19 protein-coding genes are annotated in these 23407 nt (G+C 55.4%); 9 read left to right on the top strand and 10 right to left on the bottom strand.

Features of this window, described 5'->3' with window-relative positions; all coding sequences use genetic code 11:
• Nucleotides 1-76 precede the first annotated feature (76 nt).
• Nucleotides 77-697: a superoxide dismutase [Mn] gene (sodA, locus tag P0H77_RS22415; protein ID WP_176919637.1), complete on the bottom strand. Its 621-nt coding sequence runs from the start codon at nucleotides 695-697 to the stop codon at nucleotides 77-79.
• A gap of 288 nt (nucleotides 698-985) precedes the next feature.
• Here sodA and rhaT point away from each other — a divergent pair, with 288 nt between their 5' ends.
• The gene (rhaT, locus tag P0H77_RS22420) at nucleotides 986-2020 is read left to right on the top strand and encodes an L-rhamnose/proton symporter RhaT (protein ID WP_276159779.1); all 1035 of its coding nucleotides are present in this window, start codon (nucleotides 986-988) and stop codon (nucleotides 2018-2020) included.
• A 36-nt stretch (nucleotides 2021-2056) separates the two neighbouring features.
• On the opposite strand, the gene P0H77_RS22425 is transcribed toward rhaT, so the two are convergent.
• From P0H77_RS22425 to rhaS, 8 genes are all read right to left on the bottom strand, one after another.
• Entirely contained in the window at nucleotides 2057-3235 is a 1179-nt protein-coding gene (locus P0H77_RS22425; RefSeq protein ID WP_276159785.1) for an MFS transporter, read from the bottom strand.
• 51 nt (nucleotides 3236-3286) lie between these two features.
• Nucleotides 3287-5758 (bottom strand): phosphoenolpyruvate--protein phosphotransferase, encoded by a 2472-nt coding sequence (ptsP, locus tag P0H77_RS22430; protein ID WP_276159793.1) that lies wholly within the window; start codon nucleotides 5756-5758, stop codon nucleotides 3287-3289.
• Nucleotides 5751-8360 (bottom strand): glycoside hydrolase family 38 C-terminal domain-containing protein, encoded by a 2610-nt coding sequence (locus tag P0H77_RS22435; protein ID WP_276159795.1) that lies wholly within the window; start codon nucleotides 8358-8360, stop codon nucleotides 5751-5753. Before P0H77_RS22435 ends, ptsP begins: the two co-directional genes overlap by 8 nt.
• A gap of 97 nt (nucleotides 8361-8457) precedes the next feature.
• Nucleotides 8458-9576, bottom strand: coding sequence for a PTS fructose transporter subunit IIC (locus P0H77_RS22440; RefSeq protein ID WP_276159802.1), 1119 nt, complete (start codon nucleotides 9574-9576; stop codon nucleotides 8458-8460).
• On the bottom strand, nucleotides 9569-9883 hold the full coding sequence (locus P0H77_RS22445; protein WP_276165202.1) for a PTS fructose transporter subunit IIB: 315 nt from the start codon (nucleotides 9881-9883) through the stop codon (nucleotides 9569-9571). Before P0H77_RS22445 ends, P0H77_RS22440 begins: the two co-directional genes overlap by 8 nt.
• A gap of 11 nt (nucleotides 9884-9894) precedes the next feature.
• Nucleotides 9895-10347 carry a hypothetical protein gene (locus P0H77_RS22450; RefSeq protein WP_276159805.1) on the bottom strand — a complete coding sequence of 151 codons (453 nt, stop codon included), beginning with the start codon at nucleotides 10345-10347 and terminating at the stop codon, nucleotides 9895-9897.
• Nucleotides 10348-10467: 120 nt separating this feature from the next.
• On the bottom strand, nucleotides 10468-11340 hold the full coding sequence (gene rhaR, locus P0H77_RS22455; RefSeq protein ID WP_276159811.1) for an HTH-type transcriptional activator RhaR: 873 nt from the start codon (nucleotides 11338-11340) through the stop codon (nucleotides 10468-10470).
• Between the two features lie 75 nt (nucleotides 11341-11415).
• Nucleotides 11416-12252, bottom strand: a complete 837-nt coding sequence (gene rhaS, locus P0H77_RS22460; protein ID WP_276159818.1) for an HTH-type transcriptional activator RhaS — start codon at nucleotides 12250-12252, stop codon at nucleotides 11416-11418.
• Between the two features lie 290 nt (nucleotides 12253-12542).
• On the opposite strand from rhaS, the gene rhaB reads away from it, so the two are divergent.
• From rhaB to rhaM, 5 genes are all read left to right on the top strand, one after another.
• Nucleotides 12543-14012: a rhamnulokinase gene (gene rhaB / locus P0H77_RS22465; protein WP_276159824.1), complete on the top strand. Its 1470-nt coding sequence runs from the start codon at nucleotides 12543-12545 to the stop codon at nucleotides 14010-14012.
• Nucleotides 14009-15268, top strand: coding sequence for an L-rhamnose isomerase (locus P0H77_RS22470; RefSeq protein ID WP_276159831.1), 1260 nt, complete (start codon nucleotides 14009-14011; stop codon nucleotides 15266-15268). Before rhaB ends, P0H77_RS22470 begins: the two co-directional genes overlap by 4 nt.
• A gap of 178 nt (nucleotides 15269-15446) precedes the next feature.
• Nucleotides 15447-16277: a rhamnulose-1-phosphate aldolase gene (rhaD, locus tag P0H77_RS22475; protein ID WP_276159837.1), complete on the top strand. Its 831-nt coding sequence runs from the start codon at nucleotides 15447-15449 to the stop codon at nucleotides 16275-16277.
• A 130-nt stretch (nucleotides 16278-16407) separates the two neighbouring features.
• Nucleotides 16408-17556 carry a lactaldehyde reductase gene (gene fucO / locus P0H77_RS22480; protein ID WP_276159844.1) on the top strand — a complete coding sequence of 383 codons (1149 nt, stop codon included), beginning with the start codon at nucleotides 16408-16410 and terminating at the stop codon, nucleotides 17554-17556.
• The gene (gene rhaM, locus P0H77_RS22485; protein ID WP_276159862.1) at nucleotides 17553-17867 is read left to right on the top strand and encodes an L-rhamnose mutarotase; all 315 of its coding nucleotides are present in this window, start codon (nucleotides 17553-17555) and stop codon (nucleotides 17865-17867) included. Before fucO ends, rhaM begins: the two co-directional genes overlap by 4 nt.
• A gap of 190 nt (nucleotides 17868-18057) precedes the next feature.
• Here the strand turns inward: rhaM and P0H77_RS22490 are convergent, their stop codons facing one another.
• Nucleotides 18058-19458, bottom strand: coding sequence for a carbohydrate porin (locus P0H77_RS22490; protein WP_276159867.1), 1401 nt, complete (start codon nucleotides 19456-19458; stop codon nucleotides 18058-18060).
• Between the two features lie 449 nt (nucleotides 19459-19907).
• Between P0H77_RS22490 and P0H77_RS22495 the strand changes: the two genes are divergently transcribed.
• The 3 genes from P0H77_RS22495 to P0H77_RS22505 all read left to right on the top strand — a co-directional run bounded on the left by P0H77_RS22495 (nucleotide 19908) and on the right by P0H77_RS22505 (nucleotide 23401).
• Nucleotides 19908-21218: a 6-phospho-beta-glucosidase gene (locus P0H77_RS22495; protein WP_276159874.1), complete on the top strand. Its 1311-nt coding sequence runs from the start codon at nucleotides 19908-19910 to the stop codon at nucleotides 21216-21218.
• Between the two features lie 37 nt (nucleotides 21219-21255).
• A complete protein-coding gene (locus P0H77_RS22500) occupies nucleotides 21256-22509 on the top strand; it encodes a PTS transporter subunit EIIC (RefSeq protein WP_276159881.1) in 1254 nt (417 codons plus the stop codon).
• A gap of 163 nt (nucleotides 22510-22672) precedes the next feature.
• The gene (locus P0H77_RS22505) at nucleotides 22673-23401 is read left to right on the top strand and encodes a GntR family transcriptional regulator (protein ID WP_276159886.1); all 729 of its coding nucleotides are present in this window, start codon (nucleotides 22673-22675) and stop codon (nucleotides 23399-23401) included.
• Nucleotides 23402-23407: the final 6 nt, after the last annotated feature.

Here is a 23407-nt window from a genome sequence, read left to right on the forward strand (position 1 = left end):
CATAAAAAAAGCCCCCGCGGCAGCGCCTGCGGAGGCTTATGCTCTACACCTCAGTGCAGAGTATCAGTCGGAAGACTTATTTCTTCGCTGCAAAACGCGCTGCAGCTTCATCCCAGTTGACCACGTTCCAGAACTCTTTGATGTAGTCCGGGCGACGGTTCTGGAATTTCAGGTAGTAAGCATGTTCCCACACGTCCAGACCGACGATCGGGAAGCCAGAAACGCCGGCGACGGCTTCACCCATCAGCGGAGAGTCCTGGTTAGCGGTAGAAACCACAGCCAGTTTGTCGTCTTTCAGCACCAGCCATGCCCAGCCAGAACCAAAGCGGGTAGCGGCCGCTTTCTCAAACTCTTCTTTGAATTTTTCCACGGAACCGAAATCGCGCTCGATAGCCGATTTCAGATCGCCCTGCAGGGTAGTGCCTTTTTTCAGACCTTTCCAGAACAGGCTGTGGTTAGCGTGGCCGCCAGCGTTGTTGCGCAGCACGGTTTTCTTGTCTGCCGGGACCTGATCCAGTTTGGCGATCAGCTCTTCTACCGGCAGGTTAGCCAGTTCCGGCAGGCTTTCCAGCGCGGCATTGGCGTTATTGACATAGGTCTGGTGATGTTTGGTGTGATGGATCTCCATCGTCTGCTTATCGAAATGCGGTTCAAGGGCATCGTAGGCATACGGCAGGGATGGCAGTGTATAGCTCATAATCATCTCCATTATTGTCGGGCGGCAGATGTGTTAACGCCGCGTAAGCAGTTGGTTCATTATAGTTAATTAAATGATATTGAAAATGTTTATCAATGCCGTAGTTTTAATAAGGTTATAACTTTCAGTTATGAAGCAAAAATTGTGAGCTTGCTCATTCGATTACTCGGTTCATTGCCAGTGTGCGACGCAACGCGGCAATCCGCTGAAGGTTACTTCAGCGCGCAATTTTTACACTCATCGGGTCGGGGAGGTTTTACCGGCCATAAAAAAGATGAGGATAAATGCATGAGTAACATGATTACGATGGGTATTCTTTGGCATTTGATAGGCGCAGCCAGTGCCGCCTGTTTCTATGCCCCGTTTAAAAAAGTCAAAGGCTGGTCGTGGGAAACCATGTGGTCGGTCGGCGGTACCGTTTCCTGGCTGATTTTACCCTGGACGATTAGCGCCATCCTCCTGCCTGACTTCTGGGCGTATTACGGTTCTTTTAGTGCCTCCACGCTGCTGCCCGTGTTTCTCTTTGGCGCGATGTGGGGCATTGGTAACATCAACTATGGCCTGACCATGCGCTACCTCGGCATGTCGATGGGCATTGGTATTGCGATTGGCATCACGCTGATTGTCGGCACGCTGATGACGCCTATTCTGAACGGCAATTTCGACATTCTGATCCACACTCGCGGTGGCCGAATGACGCTGCTGGGCGTGCTGGTTGCGCTGGTGGGCGTGGGGATTGTTACCCACGCGGGTCGGCTTAAAGAACGCCAGATGGGTATTGAAGCGGAAGAATTCAATCTGAAAAAAGGGCTCCTGCTGGCGGTAATGTGCGGGATTTTTTCCGCTGGCATGTCGTTTGCGATGAATGCCGCGAAGCCAATGCATGACGCGGCGGCGGCACTGGGCGTCGATTCCCTGTACGTCGCACTGCCAAGCTACGTGGTAATTATGGGTGGCGGCGCGCTGATCAACCTTGGCTTCTGCTTTATTCGTCTGGCAAAAGTGAAGAGTTTGTCGGTAAAAGCGGACTTCTCGCTGGCGAAACCGCTGATCGTCAGCAACATCCTGCTATCAGCACTCGGCGGGTTAATGTGGTATTTGCAGTTCTTCTTCTATGCCTGGGGCCACGCGCGTATTCCGGCGCAGTACGATTATGTCAGCTGGATGCTGCATATGAGTTTCTACGTGCTGTGCGGTGGGATTGTGGGTCTGGTCCTGAAAGAGTGGAACAACGCCGGGCGTCGTCCGGTCAGCGTGCTGAGCCTCGGCTGCGTGGTGATTATCGTCGCGGCGAATATTGTCGGGCTGGGCATGGCGGGGTAATGGATGCCCCCTGCTGGCACGGCAGGGGGACATCGGTTACGACGAGTGGCGGGCACCATTGAACAGCAGAAACAGGTAACAGCATTCCGGCACCAGAAAGCTCATCTTCAGGCCGGCGATATCAATGACCGTTCCCTGAATAAACGGGATCGCCCCGCCACCAATGCCAGCCATAATTAAACAGGCCGAGATCCGCGCAGCCTCATCCTGCAACCCGCTTAAGGTGCGGGAAAAAATAATCGGGTATAGCACCGAGTTCATCACGCCGACCATCAGCAGGCAGTAGCCCCCCGCGCGGCTGGCCAGTACGATCGCCGCAAGCGTCAGCACGATAGCGCCCGTCACGCAGCCGCAATACATCCGCCGGGGATGACAATAGCGGGCGCACAGCCCGTACAGCAGTCTGCCGATTAACGCACCGCCCCAATAAAAAGCCACCAGCGACGTGGCCGTTGCCCGAGAAAAACCGCCCAGTGACGCCTCGTTGAGGTAGCTCAGAAGAGTGGTGCCCAGGCTAACCTCAACGCCAACATAGACAAAAATCCCGGCCACCCCGGAACGGAACTGCGGCTGTTGCCACAGATAGCGCCAGCGGCCCGGTTGCGCGATCGTTACATTGCGAAAGTCGTGCATCTGGCTGGTATGCAGCAAAAAAAACAGCAGCAGGCCGGTCAGCATCATTCCGATATACAGACCCGCAATTGCCGTTGTTGAAGCTGAAACCGTCAGCGCCAGTACCGCGGCCAGCAGTACCGGCGCAAGCGTCGCGCCGCAGGAGTTGATCGATGACGCCAGGCTCAGCCTGCCGGGCGCGTTTTCAGGCGCTCCCAGCCGGGTGACGTAAGGATTTGCCACCACCTGCATGGCGGCCACGCCCATCGCAAGGATGAAAATACCCGCCAGACACAGTGCGAAAAGCGTCGTCCACAGCGAAAAAACAATGACCAGCGCGCCGCCGAAAGCGAGGCACAGGGCAAAAGTCAGCGCCCGACGATAGCCAACGCGGTTCATCCACGCCGAAGCCGGAAAACAGATCGCAAACGGGGCCAGATAAAAAGCAACGTTCACCAGCATGGCGTCACGCCATGAGAGCGAGAACGTGGTTCTGAAAAAGGGAATTAGCGCACTGTTAATGGAGGTCAGCAATCCCCAGTAAAAAAAGACGGCAGAGAGCAGCGCAAAAGCGCCGGAAGTGTTTTTTTGATGATGCGGCATAACGAATCCATCCTTAACTGCCCGATAGCCACGCTACCGGGCAAACGTGCCTCAGAGTGTCAGTTCGCGCTCAAGTAGTGCGGTCATGTCACCGGCATCTCTGCCCTGCAATAGCTGCTGGCGGAAATCGTCATGCATCAGCTTGCGGGCCAGCCGCGAGAAGATTTTCATGTGATCGCCCTTCTCCTGCTCGCTCACCGTCAGCATGATCACCAGCGAGACGTCTACCCCCTCTCCCCACGATAACGGCGTCTTCAGGCGCATTAACGACACGCTGCTGTTCAGTACCGCTGCGGATTTACAGTGCGGGATGGCGACCGCAAAGCCGAGCGCGGTGGAAAAAACCGCTTCCCGCTGCCAGATGGCAGTCTCGACGTCCACGCCCGAGCGCACCCGCTGTTCAACCTCAAGATTATCCGTGAGCAGCTTGATGGCTTCCGCCTTGCTGGTGACGTCCCGATCCAGCAATAACAGGGCCGGATCGAAAACGGGTTGTACGCTGGCCGCCGATGCTTCATGCAGTAGTGCGGTCACTTCCGCCGCACTTTCACAGGCCAATGCCCGCTGCAATGTCTTCCGGCAGTCATCCATCTCCAGCGAAGCCAGCTGCTTTTTCGCCCCGGCAATTCGCCCGGCGGACATGCTGATCTGCCGCAGTCCTGCCCCCAGCAGCAGCGGCATCACCGCCGGATCGCCGCCCATTTCGCCACACAGGCAGAGTTCCACGTTTGTCCGCCTCGCCATCTCGTTAAGCAGCATCAGGAAAGCCGGATCGCAGTAGTTGTACAGATGACGAACGTGCGGATTGCCCCGGTCGCAGGCGAGGAAATACTGCACCAGGTCGTTGCTGCCAATGGAGGCAAAATCAATCCATTTCGCCGCTCTTTCCAGCAGGTACAGCGCAGACGGCACCTCCGCCATAATGCCTAAGCGCCATTCGCCGACGGCGACGCCTTCCGCGTGGAGCTGTTCCGCTACATGATGAAAGCGGGCGTGCAGCCATTTAATTTCTTCAAGCGTTGCCACCATCGGCACCATGATATCCAGCGGCCCTGCCGCGCTGGCACGCAGCAACGCCCGTACCTGACCGGTGAAAATGGCCGCAAACGCCGGATAAAGGCGGACTGCCCGCCAGCCGAGGAACGGGTTATCTTCCTGCGGAAGCTTTAAATAGTCGCAGGGTTTATCGCCGCCGATATCCAGCGTGCGGATCACGACTTTCTTGCCCTGCGCCAGCGTCAGTACATGCCGGTACGCCTGATATTGTTCTTCTTCATCCGGCGGCGCGCTTCGCTCACAAAACAACATTTCGGTGCGAAACAGGCCAATCCCTTCCGCACCCGCCGCGAACGCATTTTCCGCTTCGTCAGCCAGGGCGATATTCGCCAGCAGTTTCACGCGTTCTCCGTCGCGGCTGACGCCTGCCGTTCGGGTGAGCGGTTCCAGTCGCCGGGCAATGCGTGCGATTTTGTCCTCTTCCAGGTCGCGCCACTGCTCAGCACAGGCATCCGGCGCGACGATCAGCACGTCATAACGCGCGTCAATCAGCAGCGGGGCACCCGCAGGCACAGACGCGTTCGGCATGCATAAGAGCGGGATGCCGAAGGAACGGGCGAGGATCACCGTGTGGGAGGTTTCGCCGCCCTCACCCATCACAATGCCTTTCAGATGAGGACCGCGCAGGGCAAGAAATTGACCTGGCGTAATCAGTCCGGCGCTGATGATGATGGAATCCTGCTGTAAATCCGGCAGGGTAAACAGCGGGCGTTCGGTCAGATTCGCGGCCAGGCGCAGACCGAGATCCTGTAAATCCAGCGCCCGCTGCTGCAAATACTGGCTCTGACTTTTGCGTAATGGCTGGCATAGCCCGTCAATGGCGCACGCCAGCGCCGCCAGCGCGTTGCGTGCGGCAGGGGGCGAGAGCAGCACTTTTTCCAGCATCGCATCCTGCAGCAAGGTGATATGCGCCCCGAGCACCGATGCGGCCTCGCCCTGCGCCTGGCGGCACTCCTCTTTTAGCTGCGTGCGGGTGACCGCCAGCGTATGCGCCAGCCGCTGCTGCTGGAAGCCAGCGTCTTCCGGCGCTTCCTGCTCAGCAAGCTGCGGCAAATCCACCGCGCCCAGAGGCACCGCCCCCCCGCTTGCCAGGCCCGGACTGATGCCGTTACCCCGCAGGCAGATGGACGTGGTGGCGGCCAGAAACACGGGCAACGGCCGTTCCTGATGGCTCGTCACAGAGACGAGCGGCCCGTCGCATTCCGCCAGTTCGCGCGTAATAAATGCGCTCAGCGTCTGCCAGGCGTCCTGCTCATCCTCACCGTCAATATGCAGTTCGCACGCATCGTGGTGAAGCACATCTGCGCCGATGAGCGCCAGTACGCTTCCGGCATCGACCTGCCGCTGGTTACGCAGATTATGCAGCGTGACGCGGGAATGACATTGCGCCACGCGCTGTTGCAATTCGGCCGCAGGCCGGGCATGAAGTCCGTTTTCGAGGGGGCACACAAACGCTATTTTACGCATCGGATTTTCCTTTTTCCGCAGGAGTCATTCGCCAGGTGACTGGCGAACAGGGCTGAACAGGGTGATGGCTTCCCGGACGCGGCGTTTCCGCCAGCGTTACGTATGTCAGGTCGCCAGAGAGTACGGGTTTGCCACCGTCGAGTGGCGCGGTACCCGGATTCCAGCCGCGCAGGATCAGCGCCTCCTCATTCTGCGCTTTCTTCAGCGTGCTGAAATGCAGCGGGGTATCCCAGCGCAGCAGGCTGTACGTTGCCGGGAAGCGCATGCCGTGAGGATTGGTTTTAAAGCGTGACCAGCCGGATTCCAGCCAGCCGGAAGCGGGTGTACGCCAGCGCTCGACGTCACGCCAGAACGCCGCGTCCGGCCCCTGATGCAGCGGCACCAGCGCCAGGTGACACTCAAAACGGCCAGGCAACTGCGAGTCCGGCGAAGGGAGCACCATGCCGGAGGCGCGCCCCGGACGCCACGGCATATTTGGCTGCCCCAGCCAGCCGACGCTGCGCAGCAGGGTAATCGCCAGCGTATCGGAACGGTCGGCGGGGATTTCATACTCGCGCAGCCCGTCGGTGACCACGCACATGCCGTGCTGTTCGTCATGCATCATCGCCAGGCTTTGCATCGGCCACAGCGACGCGGGCGCTTCCGTCCACTGCTCCTGCTGCCAGATATCCAGCGCCTGCGGACGGTTTTCCCGGCGGATCAGGCCAAAGGGCTGATCGGCAAAATGGAACATCCCGCTGATGCCGGTGGGGATCTCCAGCTGGAGCCGATGATCGCGCAGGGTGTTGTCGATCCGCACCTGCACATCCAGCAGCGGGCGATCGCGATCGAGGACGATCGTCATGCTGACGTCAAGTTGTCCGTTACGCTGGTGCTGCTGGCGGGCAGACAGATCCTGCGGCGCAGCGATGCGCCAGCTCAGATTAAGCGTATCGGCCAGCGCATCCCGCTGCCAGGTAGCGGATACCATTGCGCCGTCGCTGGTGACCCGCCAGTCATCTTCCGGCGGGGAGTAGTTATAGTTGTCCCCCGCATCGCCGCCATCAACCAGCCGCAGAACAGAGTTCCACTGTTTGCCGCTGCGTTTGTCGAGCAGCGAGATGTTTCCGTCCGCCAGCGTCAGGCGCAGCCACGGGTTATCGAGGGCAGCAATCGTTTCTTGCGGCACGGTAAACCCGGCAGGCACATTCTCCTGAAGATAAAAGGTTTGATAACCGCAGGCAGGCAGGGCTTTTGCTTCGAGGATAATGTCGCATTTGCGATACCACACCGTGGTGGTACTGTTGGAAAGCTCCTGCACAATTATCGACATATCCTGCTGTTCTTCCTGCACAATTTGCCAGCGGCACGGCTGCCCCGCGTCATCGACGATGGCAAAATCGGTGCCAGGGACGTAAATCGTCAGCGCCACTCGCCCGTCGCGCGCGTAAGGCAGCGGGTTAAAGACGATGATTTTTTTGCCCTGCTGCCGCGCGGCGATCCCTTCCGCCAGCATTTTCATGTTGAGCCCGAAAAGCTGATCGGCGGATTCCTGGCCGGAGGTCAGACGCGCTTTCACCATCGCATTGACGCGATCGGCATTACAGCCGCCAATGCTGTCATGGGCGTGGGATTTCATTGCCTCACGCCAGATATTCTCCACCGCCGTTTGCGGATAGGGCAGCCCCAGCTGCCAGACCACGCTCAATAACGGTTCAAGCTGCTGGCTAAGAAAGTTCTCCAGCCGGGCATTAGCCTGTTTGATATCCATACGCGTTGAGAAAATGCCGCGATGAATACGCATATATTTCGGACTGAGTAACTCACCCTCGAACGTCACCAGTTCGGCTCCCGTCCGTTCCAGCGCCGCAAAATAGCGGCTAAAATCGCTGCGCACGAAATGGTAGTCGGACTGCTGCGTATTAAGCGCATCGAGCATCGCCGGAACGCCATACTCAAAGGGGGACTGATCGTTACCGTTGGGGAGCAAAATGTGCCCGGAGGTACTGAATTTCGCCTGTTTTTGTACAATATCGGGTAGCACCTGCGAGGCCTTTTGCGCGTCGGTGGGCAGCCATTTCGCGCAGCCATACCCCCACGGCAGCACGGCGGTGGTGACGCAACTGCCGTCAGCGCTTTGCCAGCGAAACTCGCTGGCGGCCACGTCGTGCTCGCACCAGCCGCGCCAGATCACCGCGCGATCCATCGCAAACTGCGCCAGGAACATCGGCAACTGGGCGCTCTGGCCGAAGGAGTCGGGTACGTAACCCACGGACATCCGGCTTCCCGGTGCGTCGCAGTCCGCCATGCCCAGCAGCAAATTGCGGGTAATGGATTCTGCGCCGACCACTAAGAAATCAGTTTGTGTATACCACGGACCGATAAGCAGCCTTCCCCCGGCGATCAGTTTTTGCACCCGCGCACGGTTTTCAGGCGCGACAGTAAAATAATCTTCCAGCACCACGGTCTGCCCATCAAGTATAAATGGACCTAATGATTCATCGGCTTCCAGGCGTTGCAGTAAATCGGCCATAAAATAATAAAGTACGGCGCGAGAATCGTTTTCAGTGAAATACCACTCGCGATCCCAGTGCGTATGTTGGATCAAATGAACTGTTTTCATCTTTATTCCTGCCTTTTTTAGGGGCGAGAAAATACCACGGATAATTACCCGTTAATTTTCATGATTAGTGACGAACCGCCGTTAATATATCGTTATATTAACGACTGGCTTTAAATTTAGGTGCCGTCATTTCTGTTTTAATGGCTTCGCCCGGTGCATTGCGAAATACCAGCAGCGATCCACAGGCGATAATCGCGGAGCCGCAGGCGATGGAGAGAACATATATCGGCCAGTTCTCCACCGCCAGCCAGCCGTAAAACCCGGAAATAGGCGCCTGGTTCACCGCACCCAGTCCTACCGCCATTGACGCGCCGATCGCAGAGCCGATCATGTTCACCACAATGATTTTAGGATTGGACAGCGCGAAAGGAATGGCCCCTTCCGAGACGCCAATCAGCCCCATCAGCGTGGACGCCTTGCCCGCTTCACGCAGCGATTCCGGGAAGCGTTTTGCCCACAGCAGCGTGGCAACGCCCAGGCCGATAGGCGGTACGATAATAGCAACCTGCGCAGCGGTATTGGGATCGTAAATTCCGGAAGCCAGGAGCGCCATCGCGGTGGTGACCGCCGCCTTGTTCACCGGACCGCCGAGGTCAAAGCCCACCATGCCGCCAATTACCGCGGCCAGCAGCACTTTATTGGTACCGGACATCGACAGCAGCCAATGCTCCATACCGTGATTAAGCGCCGCCAGCGGCGTGCCAATAACAAACGCCATCACAATGCAGGTCAGCAACGTCCCGCCGACCGGCAGGATAAAAATTGGCCCGGCAGAGGCCAGTGCTTTAGGTAATTTGATATATGTGGTGAGCGCCCGGACGATATATCCCGCAACGAACCCGGCGGCCAGCGCTCCCAGAAAGCCAGTACCCAGACTGCTCGCCAGTAACCCGCCCACCATCCCCGGCGCGATGCCCGGCTTATTGGCAAGAGCAAAACTGATATAACCTGCCACTACCGGCAGCATTAACGACAGCGCCAGCCCGCCGAAACCATCGAAGCGATGCAGTACCTGTACGACCAGGCTGGCAGCCTGTTCATGGCTGGCATCCCAGATATTATCAATGCCGTACATCGATGCGCCAATACGCGCGATCCCCATAATGACCGCCCCGGCAATGACAAAAGGAAGCATCCACGACACGCCGGTCATAATGGCATTTTTCACTTCCGCGCCCGCTGAAAGCTTGCCGCCTCCTCCCTGAAACTTAGCCATGCGCAACCTCCTGTTCAACGGCCTCAAAGACCGCATCCCCAAATTTAATCGGATCGGAGACGCTGCACTCCAGCTTAACCAGCCCTGCAAAACGTTCTTTACCGCTGATGGCGACATCGGCGGCAATAATCACCGCATCGGCCCGCGCCAGATCCTCGTCAAGGATCTCATTCTCCGCTCCCATGCTGCCCTGGGTTTCAACTTTAACCTCGTGACCCCGCTTTTTCCCCGTTATTTCAAGCGCTTCCGCAGCCATGTAAGTATGGGCAACACCGGTCGGACAAGCAGCAACACAAACAATAAACATCATTCAGCCTCTCAGGTTTGTTCAGACAAAAAAAAGCACAATGGCGAAAACGCGCATTGTGCTTTGTGGATGAAACCAGGTTGGCCTGCGTGATGGCAATCGGCACCGCTGGCATGGCGGCAAGCGATTAGCTGGCGCAGGCTGGATATACGGAAACTAAAACGCAGTTCATCGCGTTTACGGCAACATAACACGCGCTGACAAGGCGACGGCAAAAACGCCGCGAGATAGTGTTTGTGCCGGTGGAAGCGGGCGCGTAATGCCTGCCCGGTACAATCCCATAAACGGGACCATTCCTGCGACATTTGATAATGCGGACAGTCGGCGGAAAACAGGTCAACGTCGGAAAGATCGTCAGGTGAATTTAGCCAACAAATATCATCAAGCGCGACGTTACCTTTGTTATCTCGCGATAACAAAAAAGCAGCGGAGAATATAAATAGCAAAATGATAATGGCTAACATTCTACCTCCAGGAGTGAATAGCTCATTATAAAACGAAATTTCCGCAAACAAATGTGATTTATAGCACAGAGATTTATTTTAATTTTCGCCCGCGATATTGCGAATGTTATTTACCCTCCGTTAATCATTCATCATATTTATATTTACCGCCGTTCCGTCGCGGCTGCGATGACGCCATTGTCCTGGCGTCATCCCTATTTCCCGGTTAAATACGACCGAAAAATAATTGCTGTCTTCAAAACCGCACTGCATGGCGATGTCGCCAATCAGTATTTCAGTATGCTGAAGGAGATATTGCGCGTGGCAAATACGCAGCTGACGCAGATACTGGCTGATGGTCATCCCCGTCTGGCTGCGAAACTGCTGGCGCAGGGGGCGCTCGCTGCACTGCTCCTGTTCGCAAAAGGTGTCGAGTACGAAAGGCGTATCCAGACTTCCTGCCAGCGCGGTGATCAGCTTATCCAGTAGCGGCTCGCGCGAGGTCGCCGATAAATTATCGGTGGTATAGCGGTGTCTTTTCAGCAGCACCACCAGCTGCGCAAAGAGCAGTTCAGCCATGTCATTGGCCTGCGCGTCATGGTGGATACTTTCATGTTCGAGCTGGGCGATGACCTGGCGGGCCTGCGTCATTCCGCTACTGCTAAGCCGCCAGTGCGCGCGCCTTTCAGGTCCACTAAAATCGGGAATATGCGCGCCCCAGTCGACATTAAGTTTTAACCGATCGGGGCAGTAGATAATATTTTGCAATACCAGGTCGTTGACCGACGCATAAGAGTGTTTGTCTTCGGCGCGGATATAAAACAGATCGCCGCGCGTGATGCGGTACGGACGGTCATTGAGGACGTGCAGGCCATTGCCGCGCCATACCAGCACCAGTTCGCAAAACTCGTGAGTATGTTCAGCAAAGACGTTTTGCGGATAGCGATCCGCAACGGCGACGGCCTGTCCGACGCTGGTGAAAAAGTCGGCTTTACGAAGAATTAACTGGCCCACAGCAGGATCACCTCCGCGACGAATGGCCGGTCATTATCGTCTGCCGGGTGGCTAAAAACGTTGATTGTCTTCGCGTTACTGAAGAATTTCGTCGCGCCCCTGACGAATATCGCGCGGAGACCACGAGAACTCGCGGCGAAACAGGGTCGAAAAGTGATTACTGTCGCCGAACCCGCAGCGATAAGCGATATCCGTCACGCTTTCGTCACTGTGACGCAGCAGATGGCGCGCTTTAATCAAACGTAGCCGGTTCAGGTAACGTTGTGGAGTCAGGCCGGTGGATTGCTTGAGCTGACGGTGCAGTGTCCGTAGCGACAGCGAGAAACGATCTGCCAGATCGTCCCAGCACACCTCGTCGGCAAAATGATCGTCAAGCCAGGCGATCAGCTGGTTCAGACGGGCGTCATTATCCTCTGCCCCTTCCGCCAGGCTGCTTTTACGCAGCAGCACCAGCAGTTGCATAAACAGCAGTTCGCGATTCGCCCGTTCCGGCGCATCCGCCGCGTCGTCTTTCGGTTCAAGCTGGCTGACAAGCTGCCGCACCTGCGTCAGCACCGTCTGATTAACGCGCCAGTGTGAAGGGTATTGACCATTCTGCTCCTGCGGCAGCAGCAAATGCAGGCCGCTTAAAAACTGAAAAGCATCCGGGGAACGGTACAGCACGTTGGTCAGGCACAGATTGTCGGTGTGCTCATACAGATGACGATCATGATCGCGGACAAAACAGATCGTCCCGCCGCTGATGGTATACGGCTGGCCGTTAAAAACATGAATGCCGGTACCGTGTTCGACAATCACTATTTCATGAAAGTCATGATGATGCTCCGGGAAGGCCGACTGCGGAAGACGCGGCTCGATCGCCACTGGCGAACTACCCGAAGGAAAGAAATCCACGCTGTGAAGTACGGTCATAAGCGTTGCCACCAGTGAGAAGAATTCTCATCATAGTAATTAAGCGCTCGCATTCTCATCTTGAAATTTTGACGACAAAGCATGCAAACACTGCCGATTTTTCAAGAAATGAACGGAAAGCGTCAGAAATGCGGCGGCGGTCACATCCCCCCTTTCGCAGCAAAATGTGAGCTTCCTCACGTTCATCTTTGCTTTCTTGCCAGCGGCCAATTTCCCCTGTCAGTAACAAGAAGGTAGAACCAGGCGTCCTTTTTTAGACTGTGGGCATTGACTCTCAGAAGGACCCTATCATGACTTTTCGCCATTGCGTCGCTGTCGATTTAGGCGCATCCAGCGGGCGAGTAATGCTTGCACGCTATGACCGTGAACAACGCACCCTCGCACTGCGTGAAATGCACCGCTTCGTCAATCGTCTGCAAAAAGTGGACGGTTATGACTGCTGGGATATCGACAGTCTGGAGGCTGAGATCCGCCGTGGGCTGGAGAACGTGTGCGAGGCAGGCATCGTTATTGACAGTATTGGCGTGGATACCTGGGGCGTGGATTACGTGCTGCTTAACCGCCAGGGCGAACGCGTCGGCCTGCCCATCGCCTATCGGGACAATCGCACTGACGGCGTGATGGCGCAGGCGCTTACTCAACTCGGCAAGGCGGAAATTTACCGCCGCAGCGGCATTCAGTTCCTGCCGTTTAATACGCTTTATCAGCTTCACGCGCTGGTCCGCCAGCAACCGGAGGTGGCGCGCGAGGTTGCTCATGCGCTGCTTATTCCGGATTACTTCAGTTACCGCCTTACCGGGCAAATGAACTGGGAATATACCAACGCCACCACCACCCAACTGGTCAATATTAATACCGATAGCTGGGATGAAACGCTGCTGGACTGGACGGGAGTGAACGCTGCCTGGTTCGGCAAACCCACGCATCCCGGCAATGTGATAGGCCACTGGACCTGTCCGCAGGGGAATGCCATTCCGGTAGTGGCGGTCGCCAGTCACGATACCGCCAGCGCGGTGATTGCCGTTCCGCTGGAAGGGAAAGACGCGGCGTGGATCTCCTCCGGCACCTGGTCGCTGATGGGCTTTGAAAGCAAAACGCCGTATACCAGCGACAGCGCGCTGGCCGCCAATATCACCAACGAAGGCGGCGCGGAAGGGCGTTATCGGGTGCTGAAAAATATCATGGGCCTGTGGCTGCTCCAGCGGGTGCTGGCGGAACAGCAGGTTACCGATTTGCCGGAGCTGATTGCCCGTACCGCCGCGCTGCCCGCCTGCCGCTTTGTCATCAATCCCAATGACGATCGTTTTATTAACCCAGGCAACATGAGCGCGGAGATCCGGGCCGCCTGCCGAGAGGCCGGACAACCAGAGCCGATCAGCGATGCCGAACTGGCACGCTGCATTTTCGACAGCCTCGCGATCCTGTATGCCGACGTGCTGGGCGAGCTGGCCGCTCTGCGCGGCAAACCGTTCAGCCAGCTACATATTGTCGGCGGTGGCTGCCAGAACCAGCTGCTCAATCAGCTTTGCGCCGACGCCTGCGGCATTACGGTGATCGCCGGACCGATTGAAGCTTCCACGCTCGGCAATATCGGCATCCAGCTTATGACGCTGGATGAACTGAGCGACGTCACAGATTTTCGCAAGGTGGTGGTTGCTAACCACGACCTGACCACTTTCACCCCTCATCCTGATAATGAGATCGCTCGCTACGTCGCGGCCTCTCAGTCAACACGACAGACAAAGGAGCTTTGCGCATGACCACTCCATTAGAACACGCCTGGGAACTCGCGAAACAGCGGTTCGCCGCTGTAGGGATTAATGTCGAGGAGGCGCTGCGCCAGCTCGATCGCCTGCCCGTTTCCATGCACTGCTGGCAGGGCGATGACGTTGCCGGATTTGAAAATCCGGAAGGCAGCCTTACCGGCGGTATTCAGGCTACGGGGAATTATCCGGGCAAAGCGCGTAATGCTGCTGAACTGCGCGCCGATCTGGAACTGGCGTTTAGCCTGATCCCCGGACCGAAGCGTCTTAATCTGCATGCGATTTATCATGAAGCCGAAACGCCGGTCGCGCGTGACCAGATCAAGCCGGAACACTTTAAAAACTGGGTGGAGTGGGCCAAAGCCAACAAGCTGGGGCTGGATTTTAACCCGTCCTGCTTCTCCCATCCGCTGAGCGCCGATGGCTTTACGCTTTCGCATGCTAATCCTGAGATTCGCCAGTTCTGGATCGATCACTGTAAGGCCAGCCGCCGCGTCTCCGCTTACTTTGGCGAACAGTTGGGTACGCCGTCGGTGATGAATATCTGGGTTCCTGACGGGATGAAAGACGTCACCGTTGATCGCCTCGCCCCGCGTCAGCGCCTGCTGGACGCGCTGGATGAGGTGATCAGCGAGAAGCTGGACCCGGCGCATCATATTGATGCCGTAGAGAGCAAGCTGTTCGGTATCGGCGCAGAAAGCTATACCGTCGGCTCCAACGAGTTCTATATGGGGTACGCCACCAGCCGTCAGACCGCGCTGTGTCTGGATGCTGGCCACTTCCATCCGACGGAGGTGATCTCCGACAAAATCTCCGCCGCCATGCTGTATGTGCCGCGCCTGCTGCTGCACGTCAGCCGTCCGGTCCGCTGGGACAGCGATCACGTGGTGCTGCTGGATGACGAAACCCAGGCCATCGCCAGCGAAATTATTCGTCATGACCTGTTTGACCGCGTGCATATCGGTCTCGACTTCTTTGATGCGTCCATTAACCGCATCGCCGCATGGGTGATCGGTACCCGCAATATGAAAAAAGCCCTGCTGCGCGCCCTGCTGGAGCCGACCGATCAGCTGCGTCAGCTTGAAGAAGCGGGTGATTACACCGCGCGTCTGGCGCTGCTGGAAGAACAAAAATCCCTGCCGTGGCAGGCGGTATGGGAGATGTATTGCCAGCGTCACGATACGCCAGCCGGCAGTCAGTGGCTGGATAACGTGCGCGGGTATGAGAAAGAGATTTTACGCCAGCGCGGGTGAACCCATGCCGGATGGCGCTGCGCTTATCCGGCCTACAAATTCGCCCGACGTAACGGACAGGCTACCAGGCAAAACCGCAGGCCCGGTAAGCAAAACGCCACCGGGCATGACAGCTCAACAGATAACCCATGCCCGGTAAGCAAAACGCGACCTGGCATTTTGAAGGAAAGTGAAGACGATGCAGACCATTACCCATTCCTGGTTCGTCCAGGGCATGATCAAAGCCACCTCCGATGCCTGGCTGAAAGGCTGGGACGAGCGCAACGGCGGCAACCTGACGCTGCGTCTTGATGAGGCCGACGTTGCGCCTTATCAGGCGGATTTCCACGCGCAACCGCGCTACATTGCGCTAAGCCAGCCGATGCCTTTGCTCGCCAATACCGCATTTATCGTGACCGGCTCCGGCAAATTCTTCCGCAACGTTCAGCTCGATCCAGCCGCCAGCCTTGGCGTGGTAAAAGTGGACAGCGACGGCGCGGGTTACCACATTCTCTGGGGACTTACCGACGACGCGGTGCCGACATCAGAATTACCGGCGCACTTCCTTTCCCACTGCGAGCGCATCAAGGCAACCAACGGTAAAGACCGGGTGATCATGCACTGCCATGCCACCAACCTGATCGCCCTCACCTATGTGCTGGAAAATGACAGCGCGCTGATCACCCGCAAGCTGTGGGAAGGCAGCACCGAATGTCTGGTGGTCTTCCCGGACGGCGTTGGCATTCTGCCGTGGATGGTGCCGGGCACCGATGAGATCGGCCAGGCGACGGCGCGGGATATGCAGCAGCATTCGCTGGTGCTGTGGCCTTTCCACGGCGTGTTCGGCAGCGGCCCGACGCTGGATGAAACCTTCGGCCTGATCGATACCGCTGAAAAATCCGCCGAGGTGCTGGTGAAAGTGATTTCCATGGGCGGCATGAAACAGACTATCACCCGTGAAGAGTTAATCGCCCTCGGCAAACGCTTTGGCGTTACCCCGATGGCAAGCGCATTAGAACTGTACGCTTAATCGCACTGCGCCCCGTTTATTCAGACGGGGCCATTACTACACACATAACATCATTCAAGCTGCATTAAGGCATAAGTTCGTGATGAGGGTGAACCCGGCAGCCTGAAGGATGTCATTAAGGAGAATGATCATGAGCTTTATGTTGGCACTTCCGAAAATCAGCCTGCACGGCGCAGGTGCCATTAGCAGTATGGTAAACCTGGTTGCGGACAAACAGTGGGGCAAGGCGCTGATCGTCACCGATGGTCAGCTGGTCAAACTCGGCCTGCTGGACAGCCTGTTTACCGCGCTGGACGCGCATCAGATGTCGTACCATCTGTTTGATGAAGTTTTCCCCAATCCCACCGAAGCGCTGGTACAAAAGGGCTACGCTGCGTATCAGGATGCGCAATGCGATTACCTGATTGCCTTCGGCGGCGGTAGCCCGATTGATACCGCAAAAGCGATAAAAATTCTGACCGCCAACCCTGCGCCATCGACCGCTTACTCCGGCGTCGGTAAAGTCAAAAACGCGGGCGTGCCGCTGGTGGCGATCAATACCACCGCCGGGACCGCCGCTGAGATGACCAGCAACGCGGTGATCATCAACAGCGAGCGTCAGGTAAAAGAGGTCATTATCGATCCGAATATTATTCCGGATATTGCGGTCGATGACGCCAGCGTGATGCTGGAAATTCCGGCCTCCGTCACGGCGGCCACCGGCATGGATGCGCTGACGCACGCGGTAGAAGCCTATGTTTCGGTCGGTGCGCACCCGCTGACCGATGCCAACGCGCTGGAATCGATCCGTCTGATTACGCAGTGGCTGCCGAAAGCGGTCGACAACGGCCACGATCTGGAGGCCCGCGAGCAGATGGCGTTCGGTCAGTATCTCGCTGGCATGGCCTTTAACAGCGCGGGTCTCGGCCTGGTTCATGCCCTGGCACATCAGCCGGGTGCAACGCATAACCTGCCGCACGGCGTCTGTAATGCCATTCTTTTACCGATTATCGAAAACTTTAACCGCCCGAACGCCGTGGCCCGCTTTGCCCGCGTCGCACAGGCCATGGGCGTGGACACGCGCGATATGAGTGAGGAGGCCGCCAGCAAGGAAGCGATCAACGCTATTCGCGCTCTGAGCGCTCGCGTCGGTATTCCGTCCGGCTTCAGCAAACTCGGGGTCACCAAAGCGGATATCGAAGGCTGGCTGGACAAAGCCCTCGCCGATCCGTGCGCGCCCTGCAACCCGCGCAGTGCCACCCGCGACGAGGTCCGCGAGCTGTATCTGGAGGCATTATGATCCGCAAAGCCTTTGTGATGCAGGTCAATGCTGACGCGCATGAAGAGTACCAGCGCCGTCACAACCCCATCTGGCCCGAGCTGGAAGCGACACTGAAGGCGCACGGCGCACACCACTATGCCATCTGGCTCGATAAAGAACGCAACCTGCTGTTTGCGACGGTCGACATTGAGTCGGAAGAGCGCTGGGATGCGGTTGCCGAAACGGAAATCTGCCAGCGCTGGTGGAAGCATATGCGTGACGTGATGCCCGCCAACGCGGACAACAGCCCGGTGAGTAGCGAGTTGAGAAACGTGTTTTATCTGGCTTGATCTCGCTGTACATGTGCCGGGTGGCGGCTTCGCCTTACCCGGCCTACGAAAACCATCAACATCAATAAGTTATACGTAACCACAGGCCCGTGCAAGCGAAGCGCTGCCGGGCAACGCCATCAGCACATTCGTTGCCAGACACCCATAAAAAAACGCCTGACATTCAGGCGTTTTTTCTGCTTTAACCAACTCAGAAGTAGTATTTGAAGCGGACGCGCGCGCCGTAGCGATCGTCGTCGGTGGAAATCTCTTCGCTGCTCTGGATTTTAGAGTAGTACGCGCCCAGATAGATATTGAAGTTCTGCATATCCATCACGTTCGGGATCAGGTACGACGCATGAACGGTGTGAATATCATAGGTGCCTTCATCGGTGATCCAGCAGTCGTTGTCACACACAACGCCGCTGAAGTCGTCGATTTTGTTATGCGCGTAGATATAACCCAGCTCGAAGTTTCTCCACGTAACGTTGGTGGCGGCAGTGAAGTCCTGCTCGCTGTCGGCATCCATATACGCGGTGTTCACGTTCCAGAGAACGCCATCAAACGGATCGGCTTTCTGGCCGTTCCAGGTCATCGTAAAGCCGTAACCGGTACGGTCGGACTGATCGACAAGATCGCCTCTGTTGTTGTAATAACCATAGGCGTTATTAACAACGTTCGACTCCATAGCGGCAGATAACGTCAGTTTATCCGTGGCTGACCAGGAAACGACCGGACGCAGGTAGACGACGTTTTTCTCTTTCGTCATTTCGCGGCCATGATAGCTACTTCCATCGACGCCCTGGACGTTACCGCTGTCGGCATACAGCGTTGAACCATCTTCAATCAGGGAGTTCAGCTCGAAATACCAGTCATCGATCTGTTTGCTCAGCAGGAAGTTACCACCGGCATCCGAACGACCACGGCCTTCTTTCATCATGTAGATGTAGCCCTGACCATCGGAGTACAGATCGTTCGCGGTATTACCGGAATGCTCAACAAAGGTATCATTGTTAAGCGGGAACATATCGAAAGCTTCGAAGCGACCAACTTTAACTCTCCAGTCGTTTTCCTGACCGAAGTGGAAATAGGCATCATCAAGGTTCATGGAACCATACATATCAGCCAGCGGCTGAATGGAGAACCCCGCGAAACGACCGTCATCCAGTTTACGCATACCGTCGAAGCCGATCAGGATACGACCGTCCATATCCCACTGTTCAGTGGTATGATCTTCATTGAGTTTCGTCAGCGTGCCGCGGCGGCTTTCGCCGTCCATATTAAATTCGACGTCGCCATAAATTTTAAGATCGCCATAACCCGTCAACAACAGATTAGGCGTAGAAGCATTCTTTTTGGTTTCTGCCGCAGGCGTTTGACCATTCACCGGGGTATTTCCCTGCGCAGCTTTAATTTCTTTGATTTCAGCGGCTTGCTTTACTTGCAGTTCCTGGACTTTATTCTCGGCCTGCGCAGCGCGGTTCTCTGCCGCTTCCAGCCGTGCTTCCATCTGTTCTAAACGCTGTTCCAGAGTCATACGTTGGGTTTTGGCAAACCCGGTATTCGCAACCATCAATAGTCCTATTGTGATTGCAAGCGTTGTTTTCTTCATTATTACCATTCCTTTTCAATGATCTATTAATTCTTAAAATCCATATTTGTGCGTCGATATATATTTTTGGCGAATAGTATTTTTATAATTTACCTAATTAATTGAAAGCGTATAAAGGGTTTCTGGAAGAAACCAAACCCATCAAATAATAGGTGCAACCCAACGCAGGCCACGGCAGAGTATTATCAAGATCACTTCAAGTAAATATTCTAAAATACGAGAACGTGAGCAAGCTAACATTATTTAGCGAAATAAAATTGAACTATAAACACAGAGTATATATTAGTAAAAATTAGTCATTTGATGAATGTATTGTTATTTAACCCCTCGTATTCACTGCATTTTTATGTCTCTTAAAATTTGTGAGCTACCTCGCTATTTGCCTGCTAATGGATTGGTATATTTTTGCCAAATCTGGCATATGCCAGTTTAAATAAATACGAGGGCACATGAAAAAGTTAAAAGTAGTCACGATTGGTGGTGGTTCAGGCTATACCCCGGAACTGATTGATGGTTTTATCCGGCGGCATGCCGATCTTCCCGTCACGGAATACTGGCTGGTCGATGTTGACGCCGGTCGGGAAAAACTGGAGATTGTGGGCCAGCTGGCGCAACGGATGGTGAAAAAAGCGGGCATTCCAATGACGGTTCACCTGACCACCGACCGCCGGGAAGCGCTCAAAGAGGCAGATTTTGTCACGACGCAAATCCGCGTAGGCCAGTTAGCGGCTCGCATCAACGATGAAAAAATCCCGCTGAAATATGGCGTATTGGGCCAGGAAACCACCGGACCGGGCGGCTTTATGAAAGCCCAGCGTACCATTCCGGTTTTGCTGGATATTTGTAAGGACATGGAGGAACTGTGCCCTGACGCCTGGATGATCAACTTTACGAATCCGGCAGGCATTGTGACCGAAGCCATCGCCAAATACAGCCCTATCAAATCGCTGGGGATTTGTAGCGGTGCCAATAACATGATGATGGACATCGCCAAAGCTTACGGCGTTGAGCGCAGCGCGGTTACCGCCCGCGTAATGGGCCTGAACCATCTTATTTTTGCCGATCGCATTCTCCTGAACGGCAACGATACGACCGCCGATTTTATTGAAAAACTAGCCCAGGGTACGGGCACCAATAAGCTCAAAAATGTGCCGGATGTTGGCCTGCCGCCCGAGTTTATCCGTGCGCTGAATCTCTATCCGCTCTCTTACCTGAAGTATTTTTACCTGAACCGGGAAATGGTAGAGCACGAACTGGACGATCAGAAAAACGGCGGCACGCGCGGCGAGCGCTCGCTGGAAATTGAGCACTCCCTGCTGGAACTGTACAAAAATCCCGAGCTGTGCGAAAAACCGGCCGAACTCTCCAGCCGTGGCGGTGCGTTGTACTCCGATACCGCGTGCTCAATCATCAGTTCAATCTATAACAACAAACACGAAGTGCATGTCGTTAACGTACCGAACCAGGGAACCACACCCGACTTGCCTGACGATGCAGTGATTGAAACCAGCGCGGTTATTAATAAACTGGGCGCTCACCCGCTGGCTTATGGTCGTCTGCCCGTGCGTATTCGTGGATTGATTCAGAGCGTAAAAGCGTTTGAGGAGCTGACGGTCGAGGCGGCAATAACCGGCGACACCCGCATCGCGCTACTGGCACTGGTTAATCACCCCCTCGTACCGTCAGTTGACGTCGCACAGCAAATTCTTAACGACTATCTGGCGGCAAACCGTGATTTTCTGCCGCAGTACGCTTTCTGAGCCGGCCGCAGAATATCTCATAAAAGGGATTTTTTTTATGCAAAAGTTTCTGGAAAACAAACTGTTACCCATTTTGATGCGGGTGGGTAATAACGTCATTATGGTCGCGATACGTGACGGGATCTCGTTTACCCTGCCCTTTATTATTGCAGGCAGCGTGTTCCTGATTATTGCCAACTTGCCCATCCCCGGATGGAGCGAGTTTCTCGGGCCGTATGCCGAAATGCTTAGCGTGCCGGTACAGGCCACCTTTGGCGCGATTGGTCTGATTGCGGCGATTGGCATCAGTTACAATCTGGCGAAATATTACAAGCTGGACTGCCTGAGCTGCTGCTGTATTACGGTGGCGGTTTTCCTGCTCGCCCAGCTTGATGATACCCATAAAATCAACGTCAATAACTTCGGTGCTGCCGGGTTATTTTCGGCGATTATTTTATCGGTCATCACGGTCTATATCGTCCGCTTTTTCGTGGAAAAGAAGATTTATATCCGCCTGCCGGACAGCGTTCCGCCAGCGGTGCTTCAGTCTTTTATCAGTCTGGCACCGGCAATGGCCTGCCTGACGTTAATATGGCTGGTGCGGGTGGTATTTAATTTTGATATCAACGCCTTTTTCACGCTGATCTTAAGCCCGCTGGTTATGGGCCTGGATACGCTGCCGGGAATACTCATTCTGGTGGCACTGATCTCACTGCTGTGGAGCTGCGGTATTCACGGAACTAACGTTCTCTCCGGCATTACCAGCCCGATATTCCTCAAGTTTATTGCTGAAAACACCGAGGCTTATCTGCAACATCAGCCGGTGCCGCACATTACTGCTGAAGGGTTTTATAACTTCTTCATCTGCTCCGGAGGATCTGGCGCAACGATGGGACTGGTGCTGGCGATGCTTTTATCCAAAAGCCGCTATTACAAATCGCTGGGACGCATCTCCATTGGCCCGGCCATCTTTTGTATTAATGAACCGGTGATGTTTGGCGTGCCGATGGTCTTCAACCCGATCATGATGCTGCCATTGATCCTGACGCCAATGGTCATTTGCACCTGCTCATATCTGCTGATGCAGTTTGGCATTATTGGTCGCCCGGTATTCCAGATCCCCTGGACTATGCCACCGATCCTTAATGGCTACTTTGCCACCGGCGGGAATATTCCGGCCGCCATCTGGTCTGGCTGTATGGTGATTATCTCAACGGTCATGTACTACCCCTTCTTCCGTATCCTCGAGCGTAAGCAACTGGTTACTGAGAAAGAAGAAGAAGCGGCCGCTTTAGCCAGCGCCGGGGCGTAATTTTTCTCTGTTCTATTCTGCCGGGTGGCGCTTCGCTTACCCGGCCTACCTTTAATTTCAATTAGTTAACCATTAACTCACCTCAGATGTGATGCGCTTTTGATTTCCGGCCACAACGTTAATGTTACACTAGCTCTCTTTTTCTTTATCAAGATTCGGCACGATGACTGCTCGCTATATTCAGATAAAAAACGCGATAAAAAAACAGATCCTGAGCAATACATGGCAGGTCGGCGAGAAAATCCCGTCAGAACGCGAACTGGCCGTCACGTATGGTGTTACGCGGGTTACGCTGCAAAAAGCGATGCATATGCTTGAGCAGGAAGGGTTTATCGAGCGCATCCACGGTAAAGGAATGTTTGTTACCCGCAGTATTGAAGACGATGTTTTCATGCTCAACGACGGTACCAGCGATTCCGTGCAGGGGTTTTCCAGGGAATTTCGTGAGCAGGCGAAAATCTCCAGCCGTCTGATTTGTCACCAGCTTCTTCCCGCCGACAGAATCATTGCCCGCAATCTTGAGATCAACGAAGGCGAACCGGTGCATTTTATCCGCCGGGTACGCCTGATTGATGACGAGCCGGTGCTGGTAGAAGACTCATGGATTAATCGCGGCGTTATCCCCGTTATTCCCTCGCGGATCCTCGAGGAAGGTTCGCTATACGAATATATTGAGCACACCACCGGCAAGAAAATAAAGTTCTATAGCTCGGTCATTGAGGGCGATTTATTTGGCGAGGAGCTGGCGGCGCTGCTCTCAATCCCGCCGGGCCGTCCGATGCTCAAAGTCTCCGGCGTAACCAAACTTGAAGATGGCACGGCGTTTAACTACTCGTTCAGTTATAACCGTGCCGATAAATTTAAAATCAAAAATAACTGGGTGGGGAAATAGCGGCCA

The organism is Superficieibacter sp. HKU1 (assembly GCF_029319185.1).
Lineage (GTDB): Bacteria > Pseudomonadota > Gammaproteobacteria > Enterobacterales > Enterobacteriaceae > Superficieibacter.

Excerpts from the sequence above, each read along its gene's own strand:
- sodA (WP_176919637.1), bottom strand. The coding sequence starts at position 697 with ATGAGCTATACACTGCCATCCCTGCCGTATGCCTACGATGCCCTTGAA.
- rhaT (WP_276159779.1), top strand. The coding sequence starts at position 986 with ATGAGTAACATGATTACGATGGGTATTCTTTGGCATTTGATAGGCGCA.
- P0H77_RS22425 (WP_276159785.1), bottom strand. The coding sequence starts at position 3,235 with ATGCCGCATCATCAAAAAAACACTTCCGGCGCTTTTGCGCTGCTCTCT.
- ptsP (WP_276159793.1), bottom strand. The coding sequence starts at position 5,758 with ATGCGTAAAATAGCGTTTGTGTGCCCCCTCGAAAACGGACTTCATGCC.
- P0H77_RS22435 (WP_276159795.1), bottom strand. The coding sequence starts at position 8,360 with ATGAAAACAGTTCATTTGATCCAACATACGCACTGGGATCGCGAGTGG.
- P0H77_RS22440 (WP_276159802.1), bottom strand. The coding sequence starts at position 9,576 with ATGGCTAAGTTTCAGGGAGGAGGCGGCAAGCTTTCAGCGGGCGCGGAA.
- P0H77_RS22445 (WP_276165202.1), bottom strand. The coding sequence starts at position 9,883 with ATGTTTATTGTTTGTGTTGCTGCTTGTCCGACCGGTGTTGCCCATACT.
- P0H77_RS22450 (WP_276159805.1), bottom strand. The coding sequence starts at position 10,347 with ATGTTAGCCATTATCATTTTGCTATTTATATTCTCCGCTGCTTTTTTG.
- rhaS (WP_276159818.1), bottom strand. The coding sequence starts at position 12,252 with ATGACCGTACTTCACAGCGTGGATTTCTTTCCTTCGGGTAGTTCGCCA.
- rhaB (WP_276159824.1), top strand. The coding sequence starts at position 12,543 with ATGACTTTTCGCCATTGCGTCGCTGTCGATTTAGGCGCATCCAGCGGG.
- P0H77_RS22470 (WP_276159831.1), top strand. The coding sequence starts at position 14,009 with ATGACCACTCCATTAGAACACGCCTGGGAACTCGCGAAACAGCGGTTC.
- rhaD (WP_276159837.1), top strand. The coding sequence starts at position 15,447 with ATGCAGACCATTACCCATTCCTGGTTCGTCCAGGGCATGATCAAAGCC.
- fucO (WP_276159844.1), top strand. The coding sequence starts at position 16,408 with ATGAGCTTTATGTTGGCACTTCCGAAAATCAGCCTGCACGGCGCAGGT.
- rhaM (WP_276159862.1), top strand. The coding sequence starts at position 17,553 with ATGATCCGCAAAGCCTTTGTGATGCAGGTCAATGCTGACGCGCATGAA.
- P0H77_RS22490 (WP_276159867.1), bottom strand. The coding sequence starts at position 19,458 with ATGAAGAAAACAACGCTTGCAATCACAATAGGACTATTGATGGTTGCG.
- P0H77_RS22495 (WP_276159874.1), top strand. The coding sequence starts at position 19,908 with ATGAAAAAGTTAAAAGTAGTCACGATTGGTGGTGGTTCAGGCTATACC.
- P0H77_RS22500 (WP_276159881.1), top strand. The coding sequence starts at position 21,256 with ATGCAAAAGTTTCTGGAAAACAAACTGTTACCCATTTTGATGCGGGTG.
- P0H77_RS22505 (WP_276159886.1), top strand. The coding sequence starts at position 22,673 with ATGACTGCTCGCTATATTCAGATAAAAAACGCGATAAAAAAACAGATC.